Genomic DNA, 19194 nt, shown 5'->3' on the forward strand with positions numbered 1-19194 from the left:
TGGGATACGGGACGGACGGGGGCGGTGGGGCGTCAGCCGACCGCGCCCTCCATCTGCAGCTCGATCAGCCGGTTGAGCTCCAGCGCGTACTCCATCGGCAGCTCGCGCGCGATGGGCTCGACGAAGCCCCGGACGATCATCGCCATGGCCTCCTGCTCGGTCATGCCGCGGCTCATCAGGTAGAAGAGCTGGTCCTCGCTGACCTTGGAGACCGTCGCCTCGTGGCCCATGGAGACGTCGTCCTCGCGGACGTCGACGTACGGGTAGGTGTCCGAGCGGGAGATCGTGTCGACCAGCAGCGCGTCGCAGAGCACGTTGGACTTGGCGCCGTGCGAGCCCTCGCCGATCTCGATCAGGCCGCGGTACGAGGTGCGGCCGCCGCCGCGGGCCACCGACTTGGAGACGATGGACGACGAGGTGTGCGGCGCCATGTGCACCATCTTGGCGCCCGCGTCCTGGTGCTGGCCCTCGCCGGCGAAGGCGATGGAGAGCGTCTCGCCCTTGGCGTGCTCGCCCATCAGGTAGACCGCCGGGTACTTCATGGTCACCTTGGAGCCGATGTTGCCGTCGACCCACTCCATGGTCGCGCCCTCGTACGCCACGGCGCGCTTGGTGACCAGGTTGTAGACGTTGTTCGACCAGTTCTGGATGGTCGTGTAGCGGCAGCGGCCGCCCTTCTTGACGATGATCTCCACGACCGCGGAGTGCAGCGAGTCGGAGGAGTAGATCGGCGCGGTGCAGCCCTCGACGTAGTGGACGTAGGCGTCCTCGTCGACGATGATCAGCGTCCGCTCGAACTGGCCCATGTTCTCGGTGTTGATCCGGAAGTAGGCCTGCAGCGGGATGTCGACGTGCACGCCCTTCGGCACGTAGATGAACGAGCCGCCCGACCACACGGCCGTGTTCAGCGAGGCGAACTTGTTGTCACCCACCGGAATGACGGTGCCGAAGTACTCCTTGAAGAGCTCCGGGTGCTCGCGCAGCGCCGTGTCGGTGTCCAGGAAGATGACGCCCTGCTGCTCCAGGTCCTCGCGGATCTGGTGGTAGACGACCTCGGACTCGTACTGGGCGGCGACACCGGCGACCAGGCGCTGCTTCTCCGCCTCCGGGATGCCCAGCTTGTCGTACGTCGCCTTGATGTCGGCGGGCAGGTCCTCCCAGGACTCGGCCTGCTTCTCGGTGGAGCGCACGAAGTACTTGATGTTGTCGAAGTCGATGCCCGACAGGTCGGAGCCCCAGGTCGGCATGGGCTTCTTGCCGAAGAGCTTCAGGCCCTTGAGACGCAGGTTCAGCATCCACTCGGACTCGTTCTTCTTCGCCGAGATGTCGCGCACGACCTCCTCGCTGAGACCGCGCTTGGCAACCGCGCCGGCCTCGTCGGAGTCGGCCCAGCCGTACTCGTAGGTGCCCAGGCCTTCGAGCTCGGGGTGTGCGATGTCAGTCATGCGAGGTTCCTCCGCGCGGACGAGCCGTTTCATTGGGGGACGTACCGGCAGTCGGCACGGCACCGGGCGCCCGCTCGGCGGACGACGGTGCGGCACCGGATGCCGGCACATAGGTGGTGCAGACCCCGTCGCCGTGGGCGATCGTGGCCAGCCTTTGCACATGGGTGCCCAGGAGCTGCGAGAAGACCTCGGTCTCGGCCTCGCAGAGCTGCGGGAACTGCTCGGCGATGTGCGCGACCGGGCAGTGGTGCTGGCAGAGCTGGGCTCCCGCGGGGGCCTTGGCGGCGGCCGCGGACGGCACCCGCCGCACCGTGGCAGCGTACCCGTCGGCGCTCAGCGCCTCCGCGAGCGCCTCGGCGCGGTGGCCCGCAGCGGCCCGCTCCAGGCTGCTCAGGTACTTCTGGCCCTGCTTGGCGAAGCGGGCCCGGGCGAAGGCGGCGACCGCCTCCTCGCCCGCCGTGCCGCCGCCCACCGACTCCGAGATCCAGCGCAGCGCGTCGGCGGCGAGCTGGTCGTACGCCTGGTAGAAGGCGTCCCGGCCGGACTCGGTGAGAGCGAAGACCTTGGCCGGCCGGCCGCGGCCACGGCTGCCGTACACCCGCTGCTCACGGGACTCGACCAGGCCGGCGGCGGCCAGCGAGTCCAGGTGGCGGCGGACGGCGGCCGCGGTCAGCCCGAGGCGGCTGGCCAGGTCGGCGGCGGAGGACGGACCGTGGTCCAGGACCGAGCGGGCGACCCGGTCCCGGGTCGCCCGATGGCCCTCCAGCAGGACCTCCGTCGCTGTCGCGGGCACGGCGCAGCCGGGGGCCGTCTCGGCCGCCCCGTCCTGTGCGGAGTGCTCGCGCATGTTTTTCACAACACCATTGTTGCGTAATTCGTTCCGATGGAACAAGCCGTGATCCACGCCTCAACGGTGTCCTCAATCACGCAGGTAAGCCTTACCTGGCCTGGGGCGGCGAGAGGTCCGGGGCGGTGTCCGGAGCTGGTCGGCAGCCCTCTTACACTCGCCGGTATGCGACTCGAACCCGCCGTAGAGGTGGCCGGGCTGGTCAAGCGCTACGGCGAGAAGACGGCCGTCGACGGCCTCGACCTCACCATGGCCCGCGGCACCGTCACCGCCGTCCTCGGCCCGAACGGCGCCGGCAAGACCACCACGATCGAGATGTGCGAGGGCTACCGCCGGCCCGACGCCGGCACCGTCCGGGTGCTCGGCCTCGACCCGGTCGCCGACGGCGCCGCACTGCGCCCGCGGATCGGCGTGATGCTCCAGTCGGGTGGCGTCTACCCGGGCGCCCGCGCGATCGAGATGCTGCAGCACACCGCGAAGCTGTACGCCGACCCGCTGGACGTGCCCGGGCTGGTCGAGCGCCTCGGCCTCGGCTCCTGCGGGCGCACCGCCTACCGCCGGCTCTCCGGCGGCCAGCAGCAGCGCCTCGCACTCGCCATGGCCGTGGTCGGCCGCCCCGAACTGGTCTTCCTGGACGAGCCCACGGCCGGCCTCGACCCGCAGGCCCGCCGCGCCACCTGGGAGCTGGTCCGCGAGCTGCGCGCCGACGGGGTGACCGTGGCGGTCACCACCCACCACATGGACGAGGCCGAGCAGCTCGCCGACGAGGTCGTCATCGTCGACCACGGCCGGGTCGTCGCCACCGGCTCCCCCGCCGAGCTCTGCCGGGCCGAGGACGGGGTCCGCTTCGGCGCGCCCGGCGGCCTGGACCTCACCGGGCTGCGGGCCGTGCTGCCGGCTGGCGCGGTGGCCGTCGAGGCCGCCCCCGGCGCGTACCGGGTGGACGCCCCGGTCGACCCGCAGCTGCTGGCCGCCGTCACCGCCTGGTGCGCCGAGGCCGGTGTGATGCCGGAGGGGCTGGCCGTGCAGCGGCGCAGCCTGGAGGACGTCTTCCTGGAGCTGACCGGACGGGAGCTGCGCTCGTGACCGACTACTCGCCGCGGCCGGGCGCCGCCCCGGTCGGCCGGATGCTGCTGGCACAGACCGCGCTGGAGACCCGGATGCTGCTGCGCAACGGCGAGCAGCTGCTGCTGACCGTGATCATCCCGACCGTGCTGCTGGTGCTGTTCAGCGCCGTGGACATCGTCGCCGTGGACGGCCCCGGCAAGCGGGTCGACTTCCTGGCGCCCGGCCTGCTGGCGCTCGCGGTGATGTCCACCGCGTTCACCGGGCAGGCGATCGCCACCGGCTTCGAGCGCCGCTACGGCGTGCTGAAGCGGCTCGGCGCGACCCCGCTGCCGCGCTGGGCGCTGCTGACCGCGAAGACCGGCTGCGTGCTGGTGACCGAGGCGCTGCAGGTGGCGCTGCTGACGGTGATCGCGCTGGCGCTGGGCTGGTCGCCGCAGGGCGACCCGCTCGCGGTCGCCGGGCTGCTGGTGCTCGGCACCGCCGCGTTCTCGGGCCTCGGCCTGCTGATGGCGGGCACGCTGAAGGCGGAGGCCACGCTGGCCGGCGCGAACCTGGTCTTCGTCCTGCTGCTGCTGGTCGGCGGCGTGGTGGTGCCGCTGTCGCGGTTCCCGGAGACCGTCCGGCCGGTGCTGGAGCTGCTGCCGATCAGCGCGCTCTCGGACGGGCTGCGCTCGGTGCTGCAGGACGGCGCCGGGGCGCCCTGGTCGGACCTCGGGGTGCTGGCCGTCTGGTCGGTGCTGGGGCTGGGCGCGGCGGCGCGCTTCTTCCGCTGGGAGTGAGTCCCGGCGCGACGGTGCCCCGTACCCGGCGGGTACGGGGCATCGTCGTGTCCGGGGCCGGGTCAGGCGCGGCGGCGCCGCACGGCGAGGACGATGCCGCCGCCCGCGGCGAGCACCAGGGCGCCGCCGATCGCCAGCGGGATCACGCCGTCGGCGCCGGTGAAGGCGAGGCCGCCGGTGGTGGTACCGCCGGTGGTGGTGGCTGGCGGGGTCGAGGCCGGGGCGGAGCCGGACGGCGTGGGCGACGGGGAGCCGGTGCTGCCCCCGGAGGTGCTGCCGCCGCTGGTGCCGCCGGTCGTCGTGGTGCCGGTGCTGCCGCCGGAGGTGGTGCCCGGGGTGGAGCCGGAGGGGGTGGGCTTCGGGGTGTCGGTGCCGGGCAGGCAGCCCTCGAAGGGGTAGTGGTGGGTCTCGGCGCCGCCGCTGCCCTTGAGCGACTTGGCGATCACGGAGCCGTTGACCGGGCCGCCGGAGCCCAGGTCGAAGGCGGCGTTCGGGGCGAGCACGCTGCCCGGCCAGGCGTTGCCGCTGTTCTTGACCACCTTGGCGGCGGTCGGGAGGTTCCACAGCAGGCGGGCCCGGACGGCGCCGCCGGCGGCGGACTGCGTCTTGTCGTCCAGGACGTACTTCTTCGCGGCCGCGTCCCACAGGAAGAAGCCGCTGGTGTGCGCCGCCGCCTGGTCGTAGCCGTCGCCGGTGACGCTGACGACGGTGACCGCGCCCGCGGGCACGTGCAGGTAGACCTCCTTGGCGCCCTGGAGCTGCGCCGCCGTCACGGCGAAGGCGTTGAGGCCGGTGTCGGTGCCGGTGAGGGTCAGGGTGTCGCCGGAGGCCTTGATCGCGGTGCCAGGGGTGGTCTGCTTCGCCAGGTCGGTGGAGACCGCGCGCAGCTTCGCGAACTCGGCGGAGAAGTCGATCGGCGAGGCGCCGTGCACCACCTTGCCGTGGTGGGCCTCGGCGGTGCCGGCGAGGGTGCCGCCGTAGACGCCGTTGCCCTTCATGACCTGGACGCCGCCCCTGATGCCGCCGGCCACGACCAGGGCGTTGCCGCCGGGCAGGGCGGCGACCTGGGCGTCCGTCAGCTCGGTGCCGACCGAGAAGCCGCCGCGGAAGTCGGCGTTGCCGCCGACCGCGACCGCGCCCTCGGCGTCCGGCGAGTGGGTGTCGTCGCCCTCGACGAACTCGCCGTAGAGGGTGGCCGTGCCGAGGCTGCGGCAGCCGTCGCCGGACGGGGCGGCGTGCGCGGCCGGGGCGGCGAGGACGCCGAGGGCGAGGGATCCGCCGAGCGCCAGGGCGGCGGCGGGTCGGGATATGCGCATGGGAAGAGGGGCTCCGCGGAGAGAGTGGGAGTGATCACTGCGCACTCTCCCGAGCCGCCGGCACATTGGTCAAGACCAATGGGCGCAGTGCCCCGATTGCCCCGGTTCTGCGGGCGGTCGGCGGTCGGCCTGCGGACCGTCAGTCGCGCGGCGCCGGATGCCCGAAGCCGAGCGCGGCCACGCCCTTCTTCACCGCGGCGGCGGCGCCCGGCGAGCTGTCGACCCGCCAGTCGGTCCGGTAGGTGCTGCCCGGCCAGCTCTTCTGCAGGTCGAACCAGACCAGCCCGATCAGCCCCTCGGTGCCGGCCGCCCCGCCGAACAGGTCGTCGACCTGCCGGGCCTTGCCCGCCCCCTCGGCCACGCCGGTCTCCGAGATCAGCAGCGGCTTCTTGGTGAACGCGCGGACGGTCCTCACCGTCGGCGCGAACATACCGCTCCAGGAGCTGCCGTCCTCCGGGCCGTAGTAGCCGACCATGCCGACCCAGTCCACGTAGCCGTCGCCCGGGTAGTACGGGCGCGGCGCCACCGAGGAGTGCTGGTCGGAGACGTGCGGGGCCCACACCCAGAGCGCATTGGTGACGCCCTGCTCCTCGAACACACCGTGCACGTGCTTCCAGGCCCGGACGAAGTCCTCCGCGGTGGCCCTGCCCGGCCCCCACGGGTTCCAGCCGCTGTTCATCTCCGGCGCGAGGACGATGGCCACCGGGCCGTGGTAGCCGGCCACCTGGTCGGCGAAGGTCGAGAGGTACTCGTCCTGGTCGCCGCCGGCGATCGAGGCGAGCGGGGTCTCTCCCGGCACCCAGGAGACCACCGGCACCTGGCCGTTGGCCCAGAGCGCGGCGTTGCCCGCGGTGTCGAAGGGCGCACCCCAGAGCAGGTAGTACTCGCGCAGGTCGGGCTTCCTGCCGGCCTTCGCCGTGAACGCGGCCACCGGCCCGAGGTCGGCCGGGCCGCCCTCGGAGGCGACGCCGAGCATCCGCCCCTGCGGGGTGCGCAGCAGGGCGGCGTCGTACGGCTCCAGGCCGGCCCCCGGCGAGGCGCTCGCCGCGTCGCCCCCGTCCTCGTCGTGGCCGCCGGCGCCCGCCGGCACCGCGTCGGGCACCAGGCGCTCGCCCGAGCAGCCGGTGGCGAGCAGCAGCAGCAGGAGCAGCGCGACGAGCACCCGGGCGGCGCCGCCGGGCGCCGGAAGTGGTCTGATCACGGGGCCGTCCGCTCCTGTGCCGATGCCGTGCGGGGCCGACCAGGCGGGACCGGTCGGCGTGTCCGGGCATCCTACGAGGCGGTCCGGTCCGTACCGAAGGCGCCCACCCCACGTCTCGATCCGGTCACAAGCTCACCGCATATCTCCCCACATCGGACATTGACACTGATTCAGGTCGACCGGGTGCACTACGGTCTGGGCACGCGGCGCTTCTGCCTGCCCGCCCTGACCCTGGAGGGCCCGGATCTCGATGTCCATCTCCCAACCCCGGACCGACGACCGGAGTGCCATACCCGCCGGCGCCGAGCCTGCGCCGGTCTTCGTCGACCAGTCCGGGACCCGCGGTCGGCGCCTGCGGCACCTGGGGTGGCTGGTCGGTGGCGGCGGCCTCCTCTTCACCGTCGGCATGGTGGTCAGCCTCTTCGGCGCCGTCGCCCAGGCCCCTCCGCTGGAGCTGCCCGACTCGCTCCCCTCGTCCACAGCGGTGCCGAGCCCGCAGCCCGAGCCCTCCGCATCGGCGACCCCCTCGCCCACGGCCTCCAAGGCGACCCAGATCGGCCACCCCGGCGCCTCCGGCAAGCCGAGCGGCTCCGCGTCCAAGTCCGGCGCCGCCAAGGCCACCGCCACGCACTCCGCGGGCACGAAGACCACGACCACCGCCAAGCCGGGCACCACGGTGAAGACCGGCACCACCAGGACCGGCACGACCACCGGTACGTCCACGGCCAGGACGACCGTCCAGGGCACCGCCGTCGCCTTCTCCTCCGCCACCGCCGGCCGCTGAACCGCCCCACCGCCGCCAGCCGCCCAGTACCGGTCCACCAGGAACGCCATCCATGTCCCGCAGCCAGCACCGCCGGCAGTCGGTCCTCCGCTCCCGCCGCCTCGCCGCCCCGCCGCTGAGGTTCCTCCTGCCGGTGACCCTCCTGGTCTGCCTGCTCGGTCTGATGGTGCTGCGCGGCATGGCGACCAACGAGGTGTTCCACGACGAGCGCACCACGGAGTCGACCGACACCGGCACCGTCCCGCCGAACCTGCTCACCGGCGGCCCGATCGTCGATGCCCGCGGCGACCGGAACGACGCACCGGTCAGCCACCGGATCCCCGACCGCACCATCGTGCTCAGCTTCGACGACGGCCCGGACCCGACCTGGACCCCGAAGCTCCTCGATGTCCTCAAGGACCGCGGGGTGCACGCCAGCTTCTTCATCACCGGCTCGATGGCCGCCCAGCACCCGGACATCGTCCGGCGCATGGTCGACGAGGGCCACGAGATCGGCCTGCACACCTTCACCCACCCCGACCTCTCGCTGCAGTCCAAGGCCCGGCTGACCTTCGAGCTCAGCCAGACCCAGCTCGCCCTGGCGGGCGTGGCCGGCGTCCACAGCTCGCTCTTCCGGCCGCCGTACTCCTCCACCGCCTCCGCCCTGGACGACTGGACCTGGCCGGTGGTCAAGGAGGTCGGCAAGCGCGGCTACCTCACCACCTTCATCGACACCGACACCGAGGACTGGCAGCGCCCCGGTGTGGACAACATCGTCAAGGCCGCGATCCCGAAGACGCCCGGCGAGGGCGCGATGGTGCTGATGCACGACGCCGGTGGCGACCGCTCGCAGACCGTGCACGCGGTCGGCAAGCTGATCGACACCCTGGAGGAGCGCCACTACCGCTTCCGGACCATCGGCGAGGCGCTCGGCAGCTCCGACACCATGGTCGAGGTGCACGGCTACCAGCTGTGGACCGGCAAGGCGTACATCTGGGCCACCCAGCTCTCCGTCGGGCTGCTGCCGTGGATGATCTCGCTGCTGGCGGTCGTCGGCGTGCTGGTCTTCGCCCGGTTCGCGCTGATGCTCGTCCTCGCCACCGTCCACGTCCGGCGCACCCGCAGGCCGGGCTTCGGCTGGGGACCGCCGATCACGGAGCCGGTCACCGTCCTGGTGCCCGCCTACAACGAGCAGGAGTGCATCGCCAACACCCTGCACTCGCTGACGGCCGGTGAGCACCCGATCGAAGTGATCGTCGTCGACGACGGCTCCACCGACGACACCTCGAAGATCGTCCGCGAGCTCGACCTGCCCGGCGTCCGCCTGATCACCAAGCCCAACGGCGGCAAGCCGCAGGCCCTCAACACCGGCATCGCCGCCGCCTCGCACGACATCGTCGTGATGATGGACGGCGACACCGTCTTCGAGCCCTCCACCGTCCGCGAGCTCGTCCAGCCCTTCGGCGACCCCACCGTCGGCGCCGTCGCCGGCAACGCCAAGGTCGGCAACCGCGACACCCTGATCGGCGCCTGGCAGCACATCGAGTACGTGATGGGCTTCAACCTGGACCGCCGGATGTACGACGTCCTCAACATCATGCCGACCATCCCCGGCGCGGTCGGCGCCTTCCGCCGCTCCGCCCTGGAGCGGGTCGGCGGCATGAGCGAGGACACCCTCGCCGAGGACACCGACGTCACCATGGCGCTGCTGCGCGACGGCTGGCGGATCGTCTACGCCGAGAAGGCCCGCGCCTGGACGGAGGCCCCGGCGAGCATGAGCCAGCTGTGGTCCCAGCGCTACCGCTGGAGCTACGGCACCATGCAGGCGATGTGGAAGCACCGGCACGCACTGGTCGAGAAGGGCCCGGGCGGCCGGTTCGGCCGGCTCGGGCTGCCGATGGTGGTGCTCTTCGGCGTGCTCGCCCCGCTGCTCGCGCCGGTCATCGACCTCTTCCTGCTCTACGGCGTGCTCTTCGTCGACGCGCCCAGGACGCTGGCCGCCTGGTCGGGCGTGCTGGCCGTGCAGGGCCTGCTCGCGTACTACGCCTTCCGGCTGGACCGCGAGAGGTCCTGGCACCTGATCACCCTGCCGGTCCAGCAACTGGTCTACCGGCAGCTCATGTACCTCGTGCTACTGCAGTCGTCGATCACCGCACTCACCGGCGGCCGGCTGCGCTGGCAGAAACTGCGGCGCACCGGCGAGGTCTCCGCCCCGATCCTGGAGGTCTGACCGTGTCCGAGCCGACCGAGCGACCCGAGCCCGCCGACAGCTTCTTCACCCCGCGCAAGCGGCCCCCGTCCGCCGAGGGCACCGACCGCCCGGCCGCCCCGGGCCGCCCCGCCGCGCCGTCCGGGCCGCAGGGACCGGGTGCACCGGGCCGTCCTCAGGGACAGGGTGCACCGGGTCGTCCGCAGGCACCGGGCGGCGACCGGCGACCGCAGGGACAGGGTGCACCCGGCCGTCCGCAGGGACCGGACGCCGCCGACCGGCCGCGACCCCAGCAGGGGCCCGGCACAGTCGGGGCACCGCGCCCGCAGACCCCGCCGCACCGCACCCCGGAGCGCCCGGGCGGCGGCGAGCGCCCCGCCCCGGCGCCCCGGAGCGGGTTCTCCCCCGACGAGACCATGGCCCTGCGCGTCCCGCCGCCGCCCGGCGGCCGCGCCGGCCTGCCGCCGCAGCGCCGCTCGCCCGAGTCCGCCGCGCCGGACCGTTCCCGGCCCGCCCCCGAGAGCGCGGGGCAGCGTCCCGCCCCGGCGGCCGGACAGCGCACCGCCGAACGCCCGTCCTTCGACAAGCCCGCGTACGACGGGCCCGCCGAGGACGACTGGGCCGCGTCTCCCGCCGCGGCCCGCAGCACGCTGCCCCGGCACGAGGAGACCCTCAAGCTCCGCGTCCCGGACGAGCTCGCCGCGCTCGCGAAGGCCTTCGACGCCCAGTACGCCCGCCCGCCGGGCGTCCCGGACGAGGAGGAGGAGCAGGCTGCCGCCCCCGAGGCGAAGCCCGCCCGGTCCGGCGGCGGCCGCGACCGCTACCTCGACCTGCTGCGCGGCCTGGCCCTCGTCCGCGTCGTGCTCTACCACAACTTCAGCTGGGCCTGGCTGCCGCTGGTCTTCCCGTCCATGGGCGTGATGTTCGCGCTGGCCGGCTCGCTGATGGCCCGTTCGCTGAAGCGGCCCGCGATGACCGTCATCCGCGGCCGACTGCGCCGCCTGCTGCCGCCGATGTGGCTGTTCGGCGTCGTGGTGATGACGCTGTGGATCCTGGACGGCTGGGGCCCGGACGCCGAGGGCCACCCCGGCTGGTGGTGGGGCAAGCTCGCCTTCTGGATCCTGCCGGTGAGCACCCCGCCCTACCCCCAGGGCGACCTGCCGGGCTTCGGACTCATGGAGGACAGCTGGGGCACCCAGGTCGGCGTCCCGCTCTGGTACCTGCGCGCCTACCTCTGGTACGTGCTGCTGTCGCCGCTGCTGCTGCGTGCCCTGCGCCGCTTCCCGCTGGTGACGGTGCTCACCCCGCTGGTGCTGACCTTCTTCTCCGGCCTGCTCCCGCAGGACGGCCGGATCTGGGAGACCTACTCCGACTTCACGGTCTTCGGCTCCTGCTGGATCCTCGGCATGGCCCACAACGAGGGCCTGCTCAAGAAGCTCCCACAGTACGTCGCCCCCTCGGTGGCACCAATGATCATGGTCGCCGGGTACTGGTGGTACGTCAGCCGGCCGGAGCTCGACCCGACGGAGATCGGCGACCTGGAGGGCGTCCCGATCGCCCAGGCCGTCTGGTCCTTCGGCTTCGTCCTGCTGCTGCTCCACCTCAGCCCCTCGTGGGAGCGCTGGCCGCGGCGCCTGGAACCGTTCAACGGCATCATCAGCCTGCTGAACGCCCGCGCCGTCAGCGTCTACCTCTGGCACACGCTCGCCCTGGAGCTGTCCGTCCCGGTGATCGACCAGCTCTGGCGGGTCGACTACCTCGCCGACAACTGGGGCTCGGTGCTCGGCAGCCCCTATCCGCAGCTCCTCGCGGCGATCCCGCTGATCGGACTGTTCGTCCTCACCTTCGGCTGGATCGAGGACGTCGCGGCGAAACGCTCGCCACGGCTCTTCCCGTATCCCCGCAAGGCCCGCGGAAAACGACGGGCCGCCGCCTGACCAACCCGGCCCGGCCGCGGACCTCCCCGCACGGGGCGGCCCGCGGCCGGGCCGCAGTCATTGATCGGATAAGGGCAATCTAGGATGAAGCGGTGTTCACCCCCACCGCCCTCCTCGCCGACCGCTGGCACCCGACGGCCGCGACCGTCCGCCGGGCGGCGCTGTCCGCCCTGGTGATGAGCGTGGTCATCGTGCTCACCGGCGGCGCCGTCCGGCTCACCGCCTCCGGCCTCGGCTGCACCACGTGGCCCCGCTGCACCGGCGAGAGCATCACGCCGACGCCCGAGATGGGCGTCCACGGTGTCATCGAGTTCACCAACCGGATGCTCACCTACGTGCTCTGCGCGGCGATCGCCTGGGCCACCCTGGCCGCCCGCTGCGCCACGCCGTGGCGGCGCTCGCTCACCCGGCTCGGCTGGGCCCAGTTCTGGCTGGTCATGAGCAACGCCGTGATCGGCGGCATCACCGTGCTCACCGGACTGAACCCGTACGTGGTGGCGCTGCACATGGTCGCCGCGATGGGCCTGGTCTGGGTCGCCGTGCTGATGTGGGAGCGCACCAAGGAGGGCGACGGCACGCCCGAGCTCCTGGTGCCCGGGCCGCTGGTGCAGCTCTCGTACGTCCTCGCCGGCGTGGTCGGCCTGCTGGTCACCGCCGGCACCCTGGTCACCGGCGCGGGCCACCACCCCGGCTCCTCCAGCGACGTCTGGCGCATCCCGGTCGACTACGACCGCCTCGCCCAGGCCCACGCCGACCTGGCCTTCCTCTCGGTCGGGCTGACGCTCGCGGCGGTGTTCGTGCTCGCCGCGGTGAAGGCGCCGCGGACGGCCCGGGCGCGGGTGCGGGACCTGCTCGTCGTGCTGCTGCTGCAGGGCGTCCTGGGCTTCGTCCAGTACTTCACCGACGCCCCGGAGCTCATGGTCGGCCTGCACATGGTGGGCGCCGCCCTCACCTGGGCCGCCGCCCTCCGCGTGCCGCTCGCCCTGCGGGCCCGCCCCGTCACGGACCAGGCCGCCGTCCCGGCCCAGCTGGTCCCGGCGAGCTGACGCGAACGCGGGGCCCAAAGCAGGGGCGCTTGGGGGCACCTCCCGGCCGAAGGCCGGGGGAGAACTGCGCAATCCGGATGGGGCTCGCCCTACTGAACAAGGCTCACCCAAAGACAGGGGCGCGGGGAACTGCGCGAATCGGAAGGCTACGGCGCCGTCTCTTCCGTCTCGCGCAGTTCCCCGCGCCCCTGCCTTTGGTTGCCCCTGAGCGTAGGGAGCGGCCCGTCAGATCTGGATGCCGGCCATGCGCTTCCACTCGTAGGCGCTCGTCTTCACCTTGAGGCCGAGTTCGCCCTCGAAGGTGTCGTGGAGGGTGACGCCGGCCAGCTGGGCGGCGCGCTGCCCGATGGCGTAGGTCGGGGCGACCTGGTCGCCCCACGCGCCGTCCGCGCCGACGAGCACGATCCGGGTGGCGGTGCGGCCGACGTACTCGACGACGCCGTCCGCGCTGCCGCCGTGCTCTGCGGCGAAGGCGGTGATGTGCTTGGCGATGCGCTTGGCGCGCCGCTCGGCGCGGGCGTCCTGCGCGGTGGGGGTGGCGGTCTCTGCGCTGGTCATGCCCGCATGCTACCGAGCGGTAGAGACGGTGGCGACGGCGGCACGGTGTGCGGCGGGCCACACCGTCACCACCTCGCCCCCTAGGCTGGCGCAATGACCTTCGATGGCTGGCCGGCCGAGGCGCTCGAGTTCTACGAGCAGCTGGAGGCCGACAACTCCAAGACCTTCTGGACGGCGCACAAGGACCGCTACGAGCAGTCCGTCCGCGCGCCGATGGCCGACCTGCTGGACGCCCTGGAGGACGAGTTCGGCCCGGGGAAGATCTTCCGGCCCAACCGCGACGTCCGGTTCAGCGCCGACAAGTCGCCGTACAAGACGCACATCGGCGCCTTCCTGGAGGCGGGCGGCTACATCCAGCTGTCGGCGGACGGCCTGGCCTGCGGCAACGGCATGTACCAGCTCGCCCCGGACCAGCTGGCGCGCTACCGGGAGGCGGTCGCGGAGGACGTCACCGGCGCCGAACTGGAGCGGGTGATCGCCGGTGTGGAGGAGGAGGGCCCGTCGGTGGTCGGCCGGGACCCGCTGAAGTCGGCGCCCCGCGGCTACCCCAAGGACCATCCGCGGATCGAACTGCTGCGCAACAAGGGCCTGATCGCCTGGCAGGAGTGGGAGCCCGCGGCGTGGCTGGGCACCGCCGAGGCGTACGAACGGATCACCGGCTTCCTGCGCTCCTCCCGTCCGCTCAAGGACTGGCTGGACGGCCACGTCGGCCCCAGCGAGCTCCCGCCGCGCTGACATCGGCCCTCCCGTACGACACTCCCGTCCGCACTCTGGCCGCCCCGCGCGGCCTCTGGTAGACCTGCCGCATGCAGCCCTCCCGAGGTGACGCGAGCACGCCCGACTCCCCCCTCCGCGGCCGCTACGACGCGGTCGTGGTCGGCGGCGGCCACAACGGCCTGGTGGCCGCCGCCTACCTGGCCCGGGCCGGCCGCAGTGTGCTGGTGCTGGAGCGGCTCGGCCGCACCGGCGGTGCGGCGGTCTCCACCGAGGCGTTCCCGGGGGTCGCGGCCCGGCTGTCGCGCTACTCGTACCTGGTGAGCCTGCTGCCGCAGAAGATCGTCGACGAGCTGGGGCTGCGGTTCGCGGTCCGGCGCCGGCGGATCTCCTCGTACACGCCGGCCGTGCGCGGCGGGCGGCCCACCGGGCTGCTGGTGGACCAGGCGGACCCGGCCCGCACCGCCGACTCGTTCCGCGCCCTGACCGGCTCGGACCGGGAGTACGCGGCCTGGCAGGAGTTCTACGCGGCGACCGGCCTGGTGGCCGAGCGGGTCTTCCCGTCGTTGACCGAGCCGCTGCCGACCCGCGCGGAGCTGCGCCGGCGGCTCGACGACCCGGTCGTCTGGGAGGCGCTGTTCGAGCGGCCGATCGGCGAGGCCGTGGAGGGCGCGTTCGCCGACGACCTGGTGCGCGGCGTCGTGCTCACGGACGCCCTGATCGGCACCTTCACCCACGCCCACGACCCGGCGCTGCCGCAGAACCGCTGCTTCCTCTACCACGTGATCGGCGGCGGCACCGGCGACTGGAACGTCCCGGTCGGCGGCATGGGCGCGCTCACCGACGCGCTGGCCGACGCGGCCCGGGCGGCGGGCGCCGAGATCCGCACCGGCTGTGAGGTCACCGCGATCGACCCGGGCGCCGCCGGCGGCACCGCCGAGGTCGCCTTCCGGCACGGGGGCCGGGAGCAGCGGGTGGGCGCCGGGACGGTGCTGTGCAACGCGGCCCCGCAGGTGCTCGCCCGGCTGCTCGGCGAGGCGCCGCCGGAGCCCGCCCCGGAGGGCTCCCAGCTGAAGGTGAACATGCTGCTGCGCCGGCTGCCCCGGCTGCGGGACGGTGCGGTCGACCCGCGGGACGCCTTCGCCGGCACCCTGCACCTGGCCGAGTCCTACACCGAGCTGGAGACGGCCTACCGGCAGGCCGCCGAGGGCCGGGTGCCGGCGCCGGCGCCGTCCGAGATCTACTGCCACTCGCTGACCGACCCGTCGATCCTCGGGCCGGAGCTCGCCGCGCAGGGCTACCACACCCTGACCCTGTTCGGGGTGCACCAGCCGGCCCGGCTGTTCGCCGAGGACCCGGAGAAGGCCCGGGCGGCGGCGCTGGAGGCGGTGCTCGCCCCGCTGCAGGAGTGCCTGGACGAGCCGCTGGCCGACTGCCTGGCCGTGGACGGCGAGGGCCGGCCCTGCATCGAGGCGAAGAGCCCGCTGGACCTGGAGGCCGACCTCGGCCTGCCCGGCGGCAACATCTTCCACCGGGAGCTGGCCTTCCCCTGGGGCGAGGACCCCGCCGACCGCTGGGGTGTGGCCACCGCCCACCCGAACGTGCTGCTCTGCGGCGCCGGCGCCGTCCGGGGCGGCGGCGTCAGCGGCATCCCCGGCCACAACGCGGCGATGGCCGTCCTCGGCCGCTAGCTGTCGGTGGCGGGAACGACGGAGCCCCGGGGCGCAGGCCTCGGGGCTCCGTCGTTCGGCGCGTGGGCCGTCACTTGACGAAGGGGTCCACCGCGATGACCACGAAGAGGAGGGTCAGGTAGGTGATGGACCAGTGGAAGAGGCGCATCTCCTTGAGCTTGGCGCCGACGACCCCGGCCTTGGCGCGGGCGTGCAGGCCGTGCGCCTCCTTCAGCCAGAACGCGCCGAGCAGCACCGCCGAGACGGGGTACAGCCAGCTGGTGTCGCCGAGCGGCCAGAGCGCCAGCGAGACGGCGACCATCACCCAGGAGTAGACGACGATCTGCCGGGCGACGGCCAGGTTGCCCTTGATGACCGGGAGCATCGGCACGCCGGCCTTGACGTAGTCGTCGCGGACCTTCATGGAGAGCGGCCAGTAGTGCGGCGGCGTCCAGAAGAAGATCACCAGGAAGAGCACCAGCGCGGACCAGGACAGCGAGTTCGTCACCGCGGCCCAGCCGACGAACACCGGCATGCAGCCGGCGATGCCGCCCCAGACGATGTTCTGGGTCGTGCGGCGCTTGAGGCCCAGGGTGTAGACGAAGACGTAGAAGAGCAGTGCGCCGAGGGCCAGCGCCGAGGACAGCGCGTTGACCAGCAGCCCCAGCCAGAGCGTGGAGCCGATCGCGAGCGCGATGCCGAAGACCAGCGCCTCGCGCGGCGACACCATGCCGGTGACGATCGGCCGGCGCTCGGTGCGGGACATCACCGCGTCGATGTCGCGGTCGATGTACATGTTGAGCGCGTTGGCGCCGCCCGCGGAGAGGTATCCGCCGACCACCACCTTGACGACAAGCCACGGGTCGGGTACACCGTGCTGCGCCAGGAACATCACCGGGACGGTGGTGATCAGCAGCAGCTCGATGATCCGCGGCTTTGTCAGTGCGACGAATGCGCCGACACGGGCCCCGAACGGCCGGTGCGCAGGCGTCGCCCCGACCGCCCCGGCAGGGCGGGATTCGACGGCGGTCACGAACACCCCAACTCACGATGAACTTCCACAGGCGTCCCCTGGGCCCGTGGGCTCAGGTGCGTCCGCTCTGCGCGTACCACGCCACCTTAGACGCTCCATATGTCCCGTCCCGCCCCGGGGTGCCCCGGCGAGCCGGAGCCGCACACCCGCGGGTGAATCGCCGCAGTTGGCGCACCGCGCGGCCGCCCGGCGCGTCTTGCCCCTCGGACGAGCGGACCGTTCGCGTCCGGGTGAGGGTAGGACAGTGGCCGGGGAGCCCTTCGGGAATGCCGATAGCGCCACCCCGGATGCCTCGGCACGCAAGGTGAGGCCCCTTGTGAGCGGTAGGCTCGCACAGAGAAGCGGGATCAACCCTCCGTGACCGGCACCAGCGAACGTCTGGACCACAGCGACGTGGCCGACCCGGTCCCCTTCACGGGGTCACTCTTCACCACCAGGAAGGAGCCCTGAGACAGGGTGAGCACCACGCCGACGAACGCTTTCGAATGGACCGAACTGGACCAGCGGACCGTCGACACGGCCCGCGTCCTCGCGATGGACGCCGTGCAGAAGGTGGGCAACGGACACCCCGGCACCGCGATGTCGCTGGCCCCGGCCGCGTATGTGATCTTCCAGCGCTTCCTGCGGCACGACCCGACCGACCCCGCGTGGGTCGGCCGCGACCGCTTCGTCCTCTCCCCCGGCCACACGTCGCTGACTCTCTACACCCAGCTCTACCTCTCCGGCTACGGCCTGTCACTGGACGACCTGAAGGCCTTCCGGGTCGCCGGCAGCCGTACCCCCGGCCACCCGGAGCACGGCCACACGGCCGGTGTCGAGACCACCACCGGTCCGCTCGGCCAGGGCATCGCCAACGCGGTGGGCATGGCGATGGCCGCCCGCTACGAGCGCGGCCTGTTCGACCCGGAGGCCGCGGCGGGCGAGTCCCCCTTCGACCACACCGTCTGGGCCATCGTCTCCGACGGCGACCTGGAGGAGGGCATCTCCGCCGAGGCGTCCTCGCTGGCCGGCCACCAGAAGCTCGGCAACCTGGTCGCACTGTACGACGACAACCACATCTCCATCGAGGGCGACACCGAGACGGCCTTCTCCGAGGACGTCCTCGCCCGTTACGAGGCGTACGGCTGGCACGTCCAGCGGATCACGCCGAAGTCCGACGGCGACGTCGACGTGCACGCGCTGGCCACCGCGCTCGCCGCCGCCAAGGCGGAGACCGAGCGCCCGTCCATGATCGCGATGCGCACCATCATCGCCTGGCCGGCGCCGAACGCCCAGGACACCGCGAAGGCGCACGGCTCCGCGCTCGGCGACGCCGAGATCGCCGCCACCAAGAAGGTCCTCGGCTTCTCGCCGGAGAAGACCTTCGAGGTGACGGAGCAGGTCGTCGAGCACGCCCGCCAGGTCGTGCACCGCGGCAAGGCCGCCCGCGCCGAGTGGGAGGCCACGTTCCACGCGTGGCGTGCCGCCAACCCGGAGCGCGCCGCCGAGTTCGACCGCATCCAGATCGGCGAGCTGCCCGACGGCTGGGAGAAGGCGATCCCGGTCTTCCCCGCCGGCAAGGACGTCGCGACCCGCAAGGCCTCCGGCGACACGCTGAAGGCCGTCGGCAAGCACATCCCGGAGCTGTGGGGCGGTTCGGCGGACCTCGCCGAGTCCAACCTCACCACCATCGACGAGGAGTCGTCCTTCCTCCCGGCGAGCAACCCGCTGAAGACCGCCTCGCCGTACGGCCGGACGATCCACTTCGGCATCCGCGAGCACGCCATGGGCGCGATCATGAACGGCATCGCGCTGCACGGCCGCACCCGCATCTACGGCGGCACCTTCCTGGTGTTCTCCGACTACATGCGCCCGGCCGTCCGCCTCGCCGCCCTGATGAAGATCCCCGTCACCTACGTGTGGACGCACGACTCCATCGGCCTCGGCGAGGACGGCCCGACCCACCAGCCGGTCGAGCACCTGGCCGCGCTGCGCGCCATCCCCGGCCTCGCGGTGGTCCGCCCCGGCGACGCCAACGAGACGGCCGTCGTCTGGCGCACCATCCTGGAGCGGCAGACCAGCCACCCCGGGCCGGTCGGCCTGGCGCTCACCCGTCAGGGCGTGCCCACCTACGACCGCGAGGTGTTCGCCTCCGCCGAGGGTGCGGCCAAGGGCGGCTACGTGCTGGCCGAGGCCGAGGGCGCCTCGCCGAAGGTCATCCTGATCGGCACCGGCTCCGAGGTCCAGCTGGCCGTCCAGGCCCGCGCGGCCCTGGAGGCGGACGGCATCCCGACCCGCGTCGTCTCGATGCCGTCGATCGAGTGGTTCAACGAGCAGGACCAGGCGTACCGCGACAGCGTGCTGCCGCCGAACGTCCGTGCCCGGGTCTCGGTCGAGGCGGGCATCGCCCAGGGCTGGCGCGAGCTGGTCGGCGACGCCGGCCGGATCATCAGCCTGGAGCACTTCGGTGCCTCCGCCGACTACAAGGTGCTGTTCCAGGAGTTCGGCCTGACCGCCGACGCCGTGGCCAACGCCGCCCGCGCCTCGCTCCGCACGGTCGAGGCCGTCTCCCGCTGACAGCAGCCCCGCCGGGTACTCGGCCGCACACCGGGTACCCGGCCTGTCTGAC

The 19194-nt window shown here is 72.9% G+C and carries 15 protein-coding genes; 9 read left to right on the top strand and 6 right to left on the bottom strand.

The annotated features are described in order from the left end of the window. Window positions 1-32: 32 nt before the first annotated feature. Together sufB and AB0P35_RS18010 are read right to left on the bottom strand one after the other, a co-directional pair. The gene (gene sufB / locus AB0P35_RS18005) at window positions 33-1445 is read right to left on the bottom strand and encodes a Fe-S cluster assembly protein SufB (RefSeq protein ID WP_095872753.1); all 1413 of its coding nucleotides are present in this window, start codon (window positions 1443-1445) and stop codon (window positions 33-35) included. After that, the gene (locus AB0P35_RS18010; RefSeq protein WP_095872754.1) at window positions 1438-2292 is read right to left on the bottom strand and encodes a helix-turn-helix domain-containing protein; all 855 of its coding nucleotides are present in this window, start codon (window positions 2290-2292) and stop codon (window positions 1438-1440) included. Before AB0P35_RS18010 ends, sufB begins: the two co-directional genes overlap by 8 nt. A 165-nt stretch (window positions 2293-2457) precedes the next feature. Between AB0P35_RS18010 and AB0P35_RS18015 the strand changes: the two genes are divergently transcribed. Both AB0P35_RS18015 and AB0P35_RS18020 read left to right on the top strand, forming a co-directional pair. After that, the gene (locus AB0P35_RS18015) at window positions 2458-3378 is read left to right on the top strand and encodes an ABC transporter ATP-binding protein (protein WP_363511686.1); all 921 of its coding nucleotides are present in this window, start codon (window positions 2458-2460) and stop codon (window positions 3376-3378) included. Between the two features lie 41 nt (window positions 3379-3419). Beyond that, the gene (locus tag AB0P35_RS18020) at window positions 3420-4139 is read left to right on the top strand and encodes an ABC transporter permease (protein ID WP_363511767.1); all 720 of its coding nucleotides are present in this window, start codon (window positions 3420-3422) and stop codon (window positions 4137-4139) included. Between the two features lie 62 nt (window positions 4140-4201). Here AB0P35_RS18020 and AB0P35_RS18025 read toward each other — a convergent pair whose 3' ends face one another. Together AB0P35_RS18025 and AB0P35_RS18030 are read right to left on the bottom strand one after the other, a co-directional pair. Further along, on the bottom strand, window positions 4202-5455 hold the full coding sequence (locus AB0P35_RS18025; protein WP_363511688.1) for a choice-of-anchor A family protein: 1254 nt from the start codon (window positions 5453-5455) through the stop codon (window positions 4202-4204). Between the two features lie 139 nt (window positions 5456-5594). After that, window positions 5595-6656, bottom strand: a complete 1062-nt coding sequence (locus AB0P35_RS18030) for a glycosyl hydrolase (protein WP_363511690.1) — start codon at window positions 6654-6656, stop codon at window positions 5595-5597. 250 nt (window positions 6657-6906) lie between these two features. Between AB0P35_RS18030 and AB0P35_RS18035 the strand changes: the two genes are divergently transcribed. The 4 genes from AB0P35_RS18035 (at window position 6907) to AB0P35_RS18050 (ending at window position 12611) form a co-directional block, all read left to right on the top strand. Beyond that, entirely contained in the window at window positions 6907-7440 is a 534-nt protein-coding gene (locus tag AB0P35_RS18035) for a hypothetical protein (protein ID WP_363511692.1), read from the top strand. Window positions 7441-7492: 52 nt separating this feature from the next. Further along, the gene (locus AB0P35_RS18040) at window positions 7493-9649 is read left to right on the top strand and encodes a bifunctional polysaccharide deacetylase/glycosyltransferase family 2 protein (protein ID WP_363511694.1); all 2157 of its coding nucleotides are present in this window, start codon (window positions 7493-7495) and stop codon (window positions 9647-9649) included. A 2-nt stretch (window positions 9650-9651) separates the two neighbouring features. After that, window positions 9652-11565 carry an acyltransferase family protein gene (locus tag AB0P35_RS18045; RefSeq protein ID WP_363511696.1) on the top strand — a complete coding sequence of 638 codons (1914 nt, stop codon included), beginning with the start codon at window positions 9652-9654 and terminating at the stop codon, window positions 11563-11565. A gap of 92 nt (window positions 11566-11657) precedes the next feature. Further along, window positions 11658-12611 (top strand): COX15/CtaA family protein, encoded by a 954-nt coding sequence (locus AB0P35_RS18050; RefSeq protein ID WP_363511698.1) that lies wholly within the window; start codon window positions 11658-11660, stop codon window positions 12609-12611. Window positions 12612-12836: 225 nt separating this feature from the next. On the opposite strand, the gene AB0P35_RS18055 is transcribed toward AB0P35_RS18050, so the two are convergent. Then, window positions 12837-13169 (bottom strand): hypothetical protein, encoded by a 333-nt coding sequence (locus AB0P35_RS18055; RefSeq protein WP_095872759.1) that lies wholly within the window; start codon window positions 13167-13169, stop codon window positions 12837-12839. A 93-nt stretch (window positions 13170-13262) separates the two neighbouring features. On the opposite strand from AB0P35_RS18055, the gene AB0P35_RS18060 reads away from it, so the two are divergent. Both AB0P35_RS18060 and AB0P35_RS18065 read left to right on the top strand, forming a co-directional pair. After that, window positions 13263-13904, top strand: a complete 642-nt coding sequence (locus AB0P35_RS18060; RefSeq protein ID WP_363511701.1) for a DUF2461 domain-containing protein — start codon at window positions 13263-13265, stop codon at window positions 13902-13904. Between the two features lie 71 nt (window positions 13905-13975). Then, complete coding sequence (locus tag AB0P35_RS18065; RefSeq protein ID WP_363511703.1) at window positions 13976-15574, top strand: NAD(P)/FAD-dependent oxidoreductase; 1599 nt, start codon at window positions 13976-13978, stop codon at window positions 15572-15574. A gap of 70 nt (window positions 15575-15644) precedes the next feature. Here AB0P35_RS18065 and AB0P35_RS18070 read toward each other — a convergent pair whose 3' ends face one another. Continuing rightward, window positions 15645-16586 (bottom strand): heme o synthase, encoded by a 942-nt coding sequence (locus AB0P35_RS18070; RefSeq protein ID WP_095875389.1) that lies wholly within the window; start codon window positions 16584-16586, stop codon window positions 15645-15647. A 456-nt stretch (window positions 16587-17042) separates the two neighbouring features. Between AB0P35_RS18070 and tkt the strand changes: the two genes are divergently transcribed. Next, window positions 17043-19142: a transketolase gene (gene tkt / locus AB0P35_RS18075; RefSeq protein WP_363511705.1), complete on the top strand. Its 2100-nt coding sequence runs from the start codon at window positions 17043-17045 to the stop codon at window positions 19140-19142. Window positions 19143-19194 lie beyond the last annotated feature (52 nt).

The sequence above is a fragment of the Kitasatospora sp. NPDC085879 genome (assembly GCF_040686255.1).
Lineage (GTDB): Bacteria > Actinomycetota > Actinomycetes > Streptomycetales > Streptomycetaceae > Kitasatospora.

What these genes read in the sequence shown, in the direction of transcription:
- sufB (WP_095872753.1), bottom strand. Translation starts at nt 1,445, where the DNA reads ATGACTGACATCGCACACCCCGAGCTCGAAGGCCTGGGCACCTACGAG.
- AB0P35_RS18010 (WP_095872754.1), bottom strand. Translation starts at nt 2,292, where the DNA reads ATGCGCGAGCACTCCGCACAGGACGGGGCGGCCGAGACGGCCCCCGGC.
- AB0P35_RS18015 (WP_363511686.1), top strand. Translation starts at nt 2,458, where the DNA reads ATGCGACTCGAACCCGCCGTAGAGGTGGCCGGGCTGGTCAAGCGCTAC.
- AB0P35_RS18020 (WP_363511767.1), top strand. Translation starts at nt 3,420, where the DNA reads ATGCTGCTGGCACAGACCGCGCTGGAGACCCGGATGCTGCTGCGCAAC.
- AB0P35_RS18025 (WP_363511688.1), bottom strand. Translation starts at nt 5,455, where the DNA reads ATGCGCATATCCCGACCCGCCGCCGCCCTGGCGCTCGGCGGATCCCTC.
- AB0P35_RS18035 (WP_363511692.1), top strand. Translation starts at nt 6,907, where the DNA reads ATGTCCATCTCCCAACCCCGGACCGACGACCGGAGTGCCATACCCGCC.
- AB0P35_RS18040 (WP_363511694.1), top strand. Translation starts at nt 7,493, where the DNA reads ATGTCCCGCAGCCAGCACCGCCGGCAGTCGGTCCTCCGCTCCCGCCGC.
- AB0P35_RS18055 (WP_095872759.1), bottom strand. Translation starts at nt 13,169, where the DNA reads ATGACCAGCGCAGAGACCGCCACCCCCACCGCGCAGGACGCCCGCGCC.
- AB0P35_RS18060 (WP_363511701.1), top strand. Translation starts at nt 13,263, where the DNA reads ATGACCTTCGATGGCTGGCCGGCCGAGGCGCTCGAGTTCTACGAGCAG.
- AB0P35_RS18065 (WP_363511703.1), top strand. Translation starts at nt 13,976, where the DNA reads ATGCAGCCCTCCCGAGGTGACGCGAGCACGCCCGACTCCCCCCTCCGC.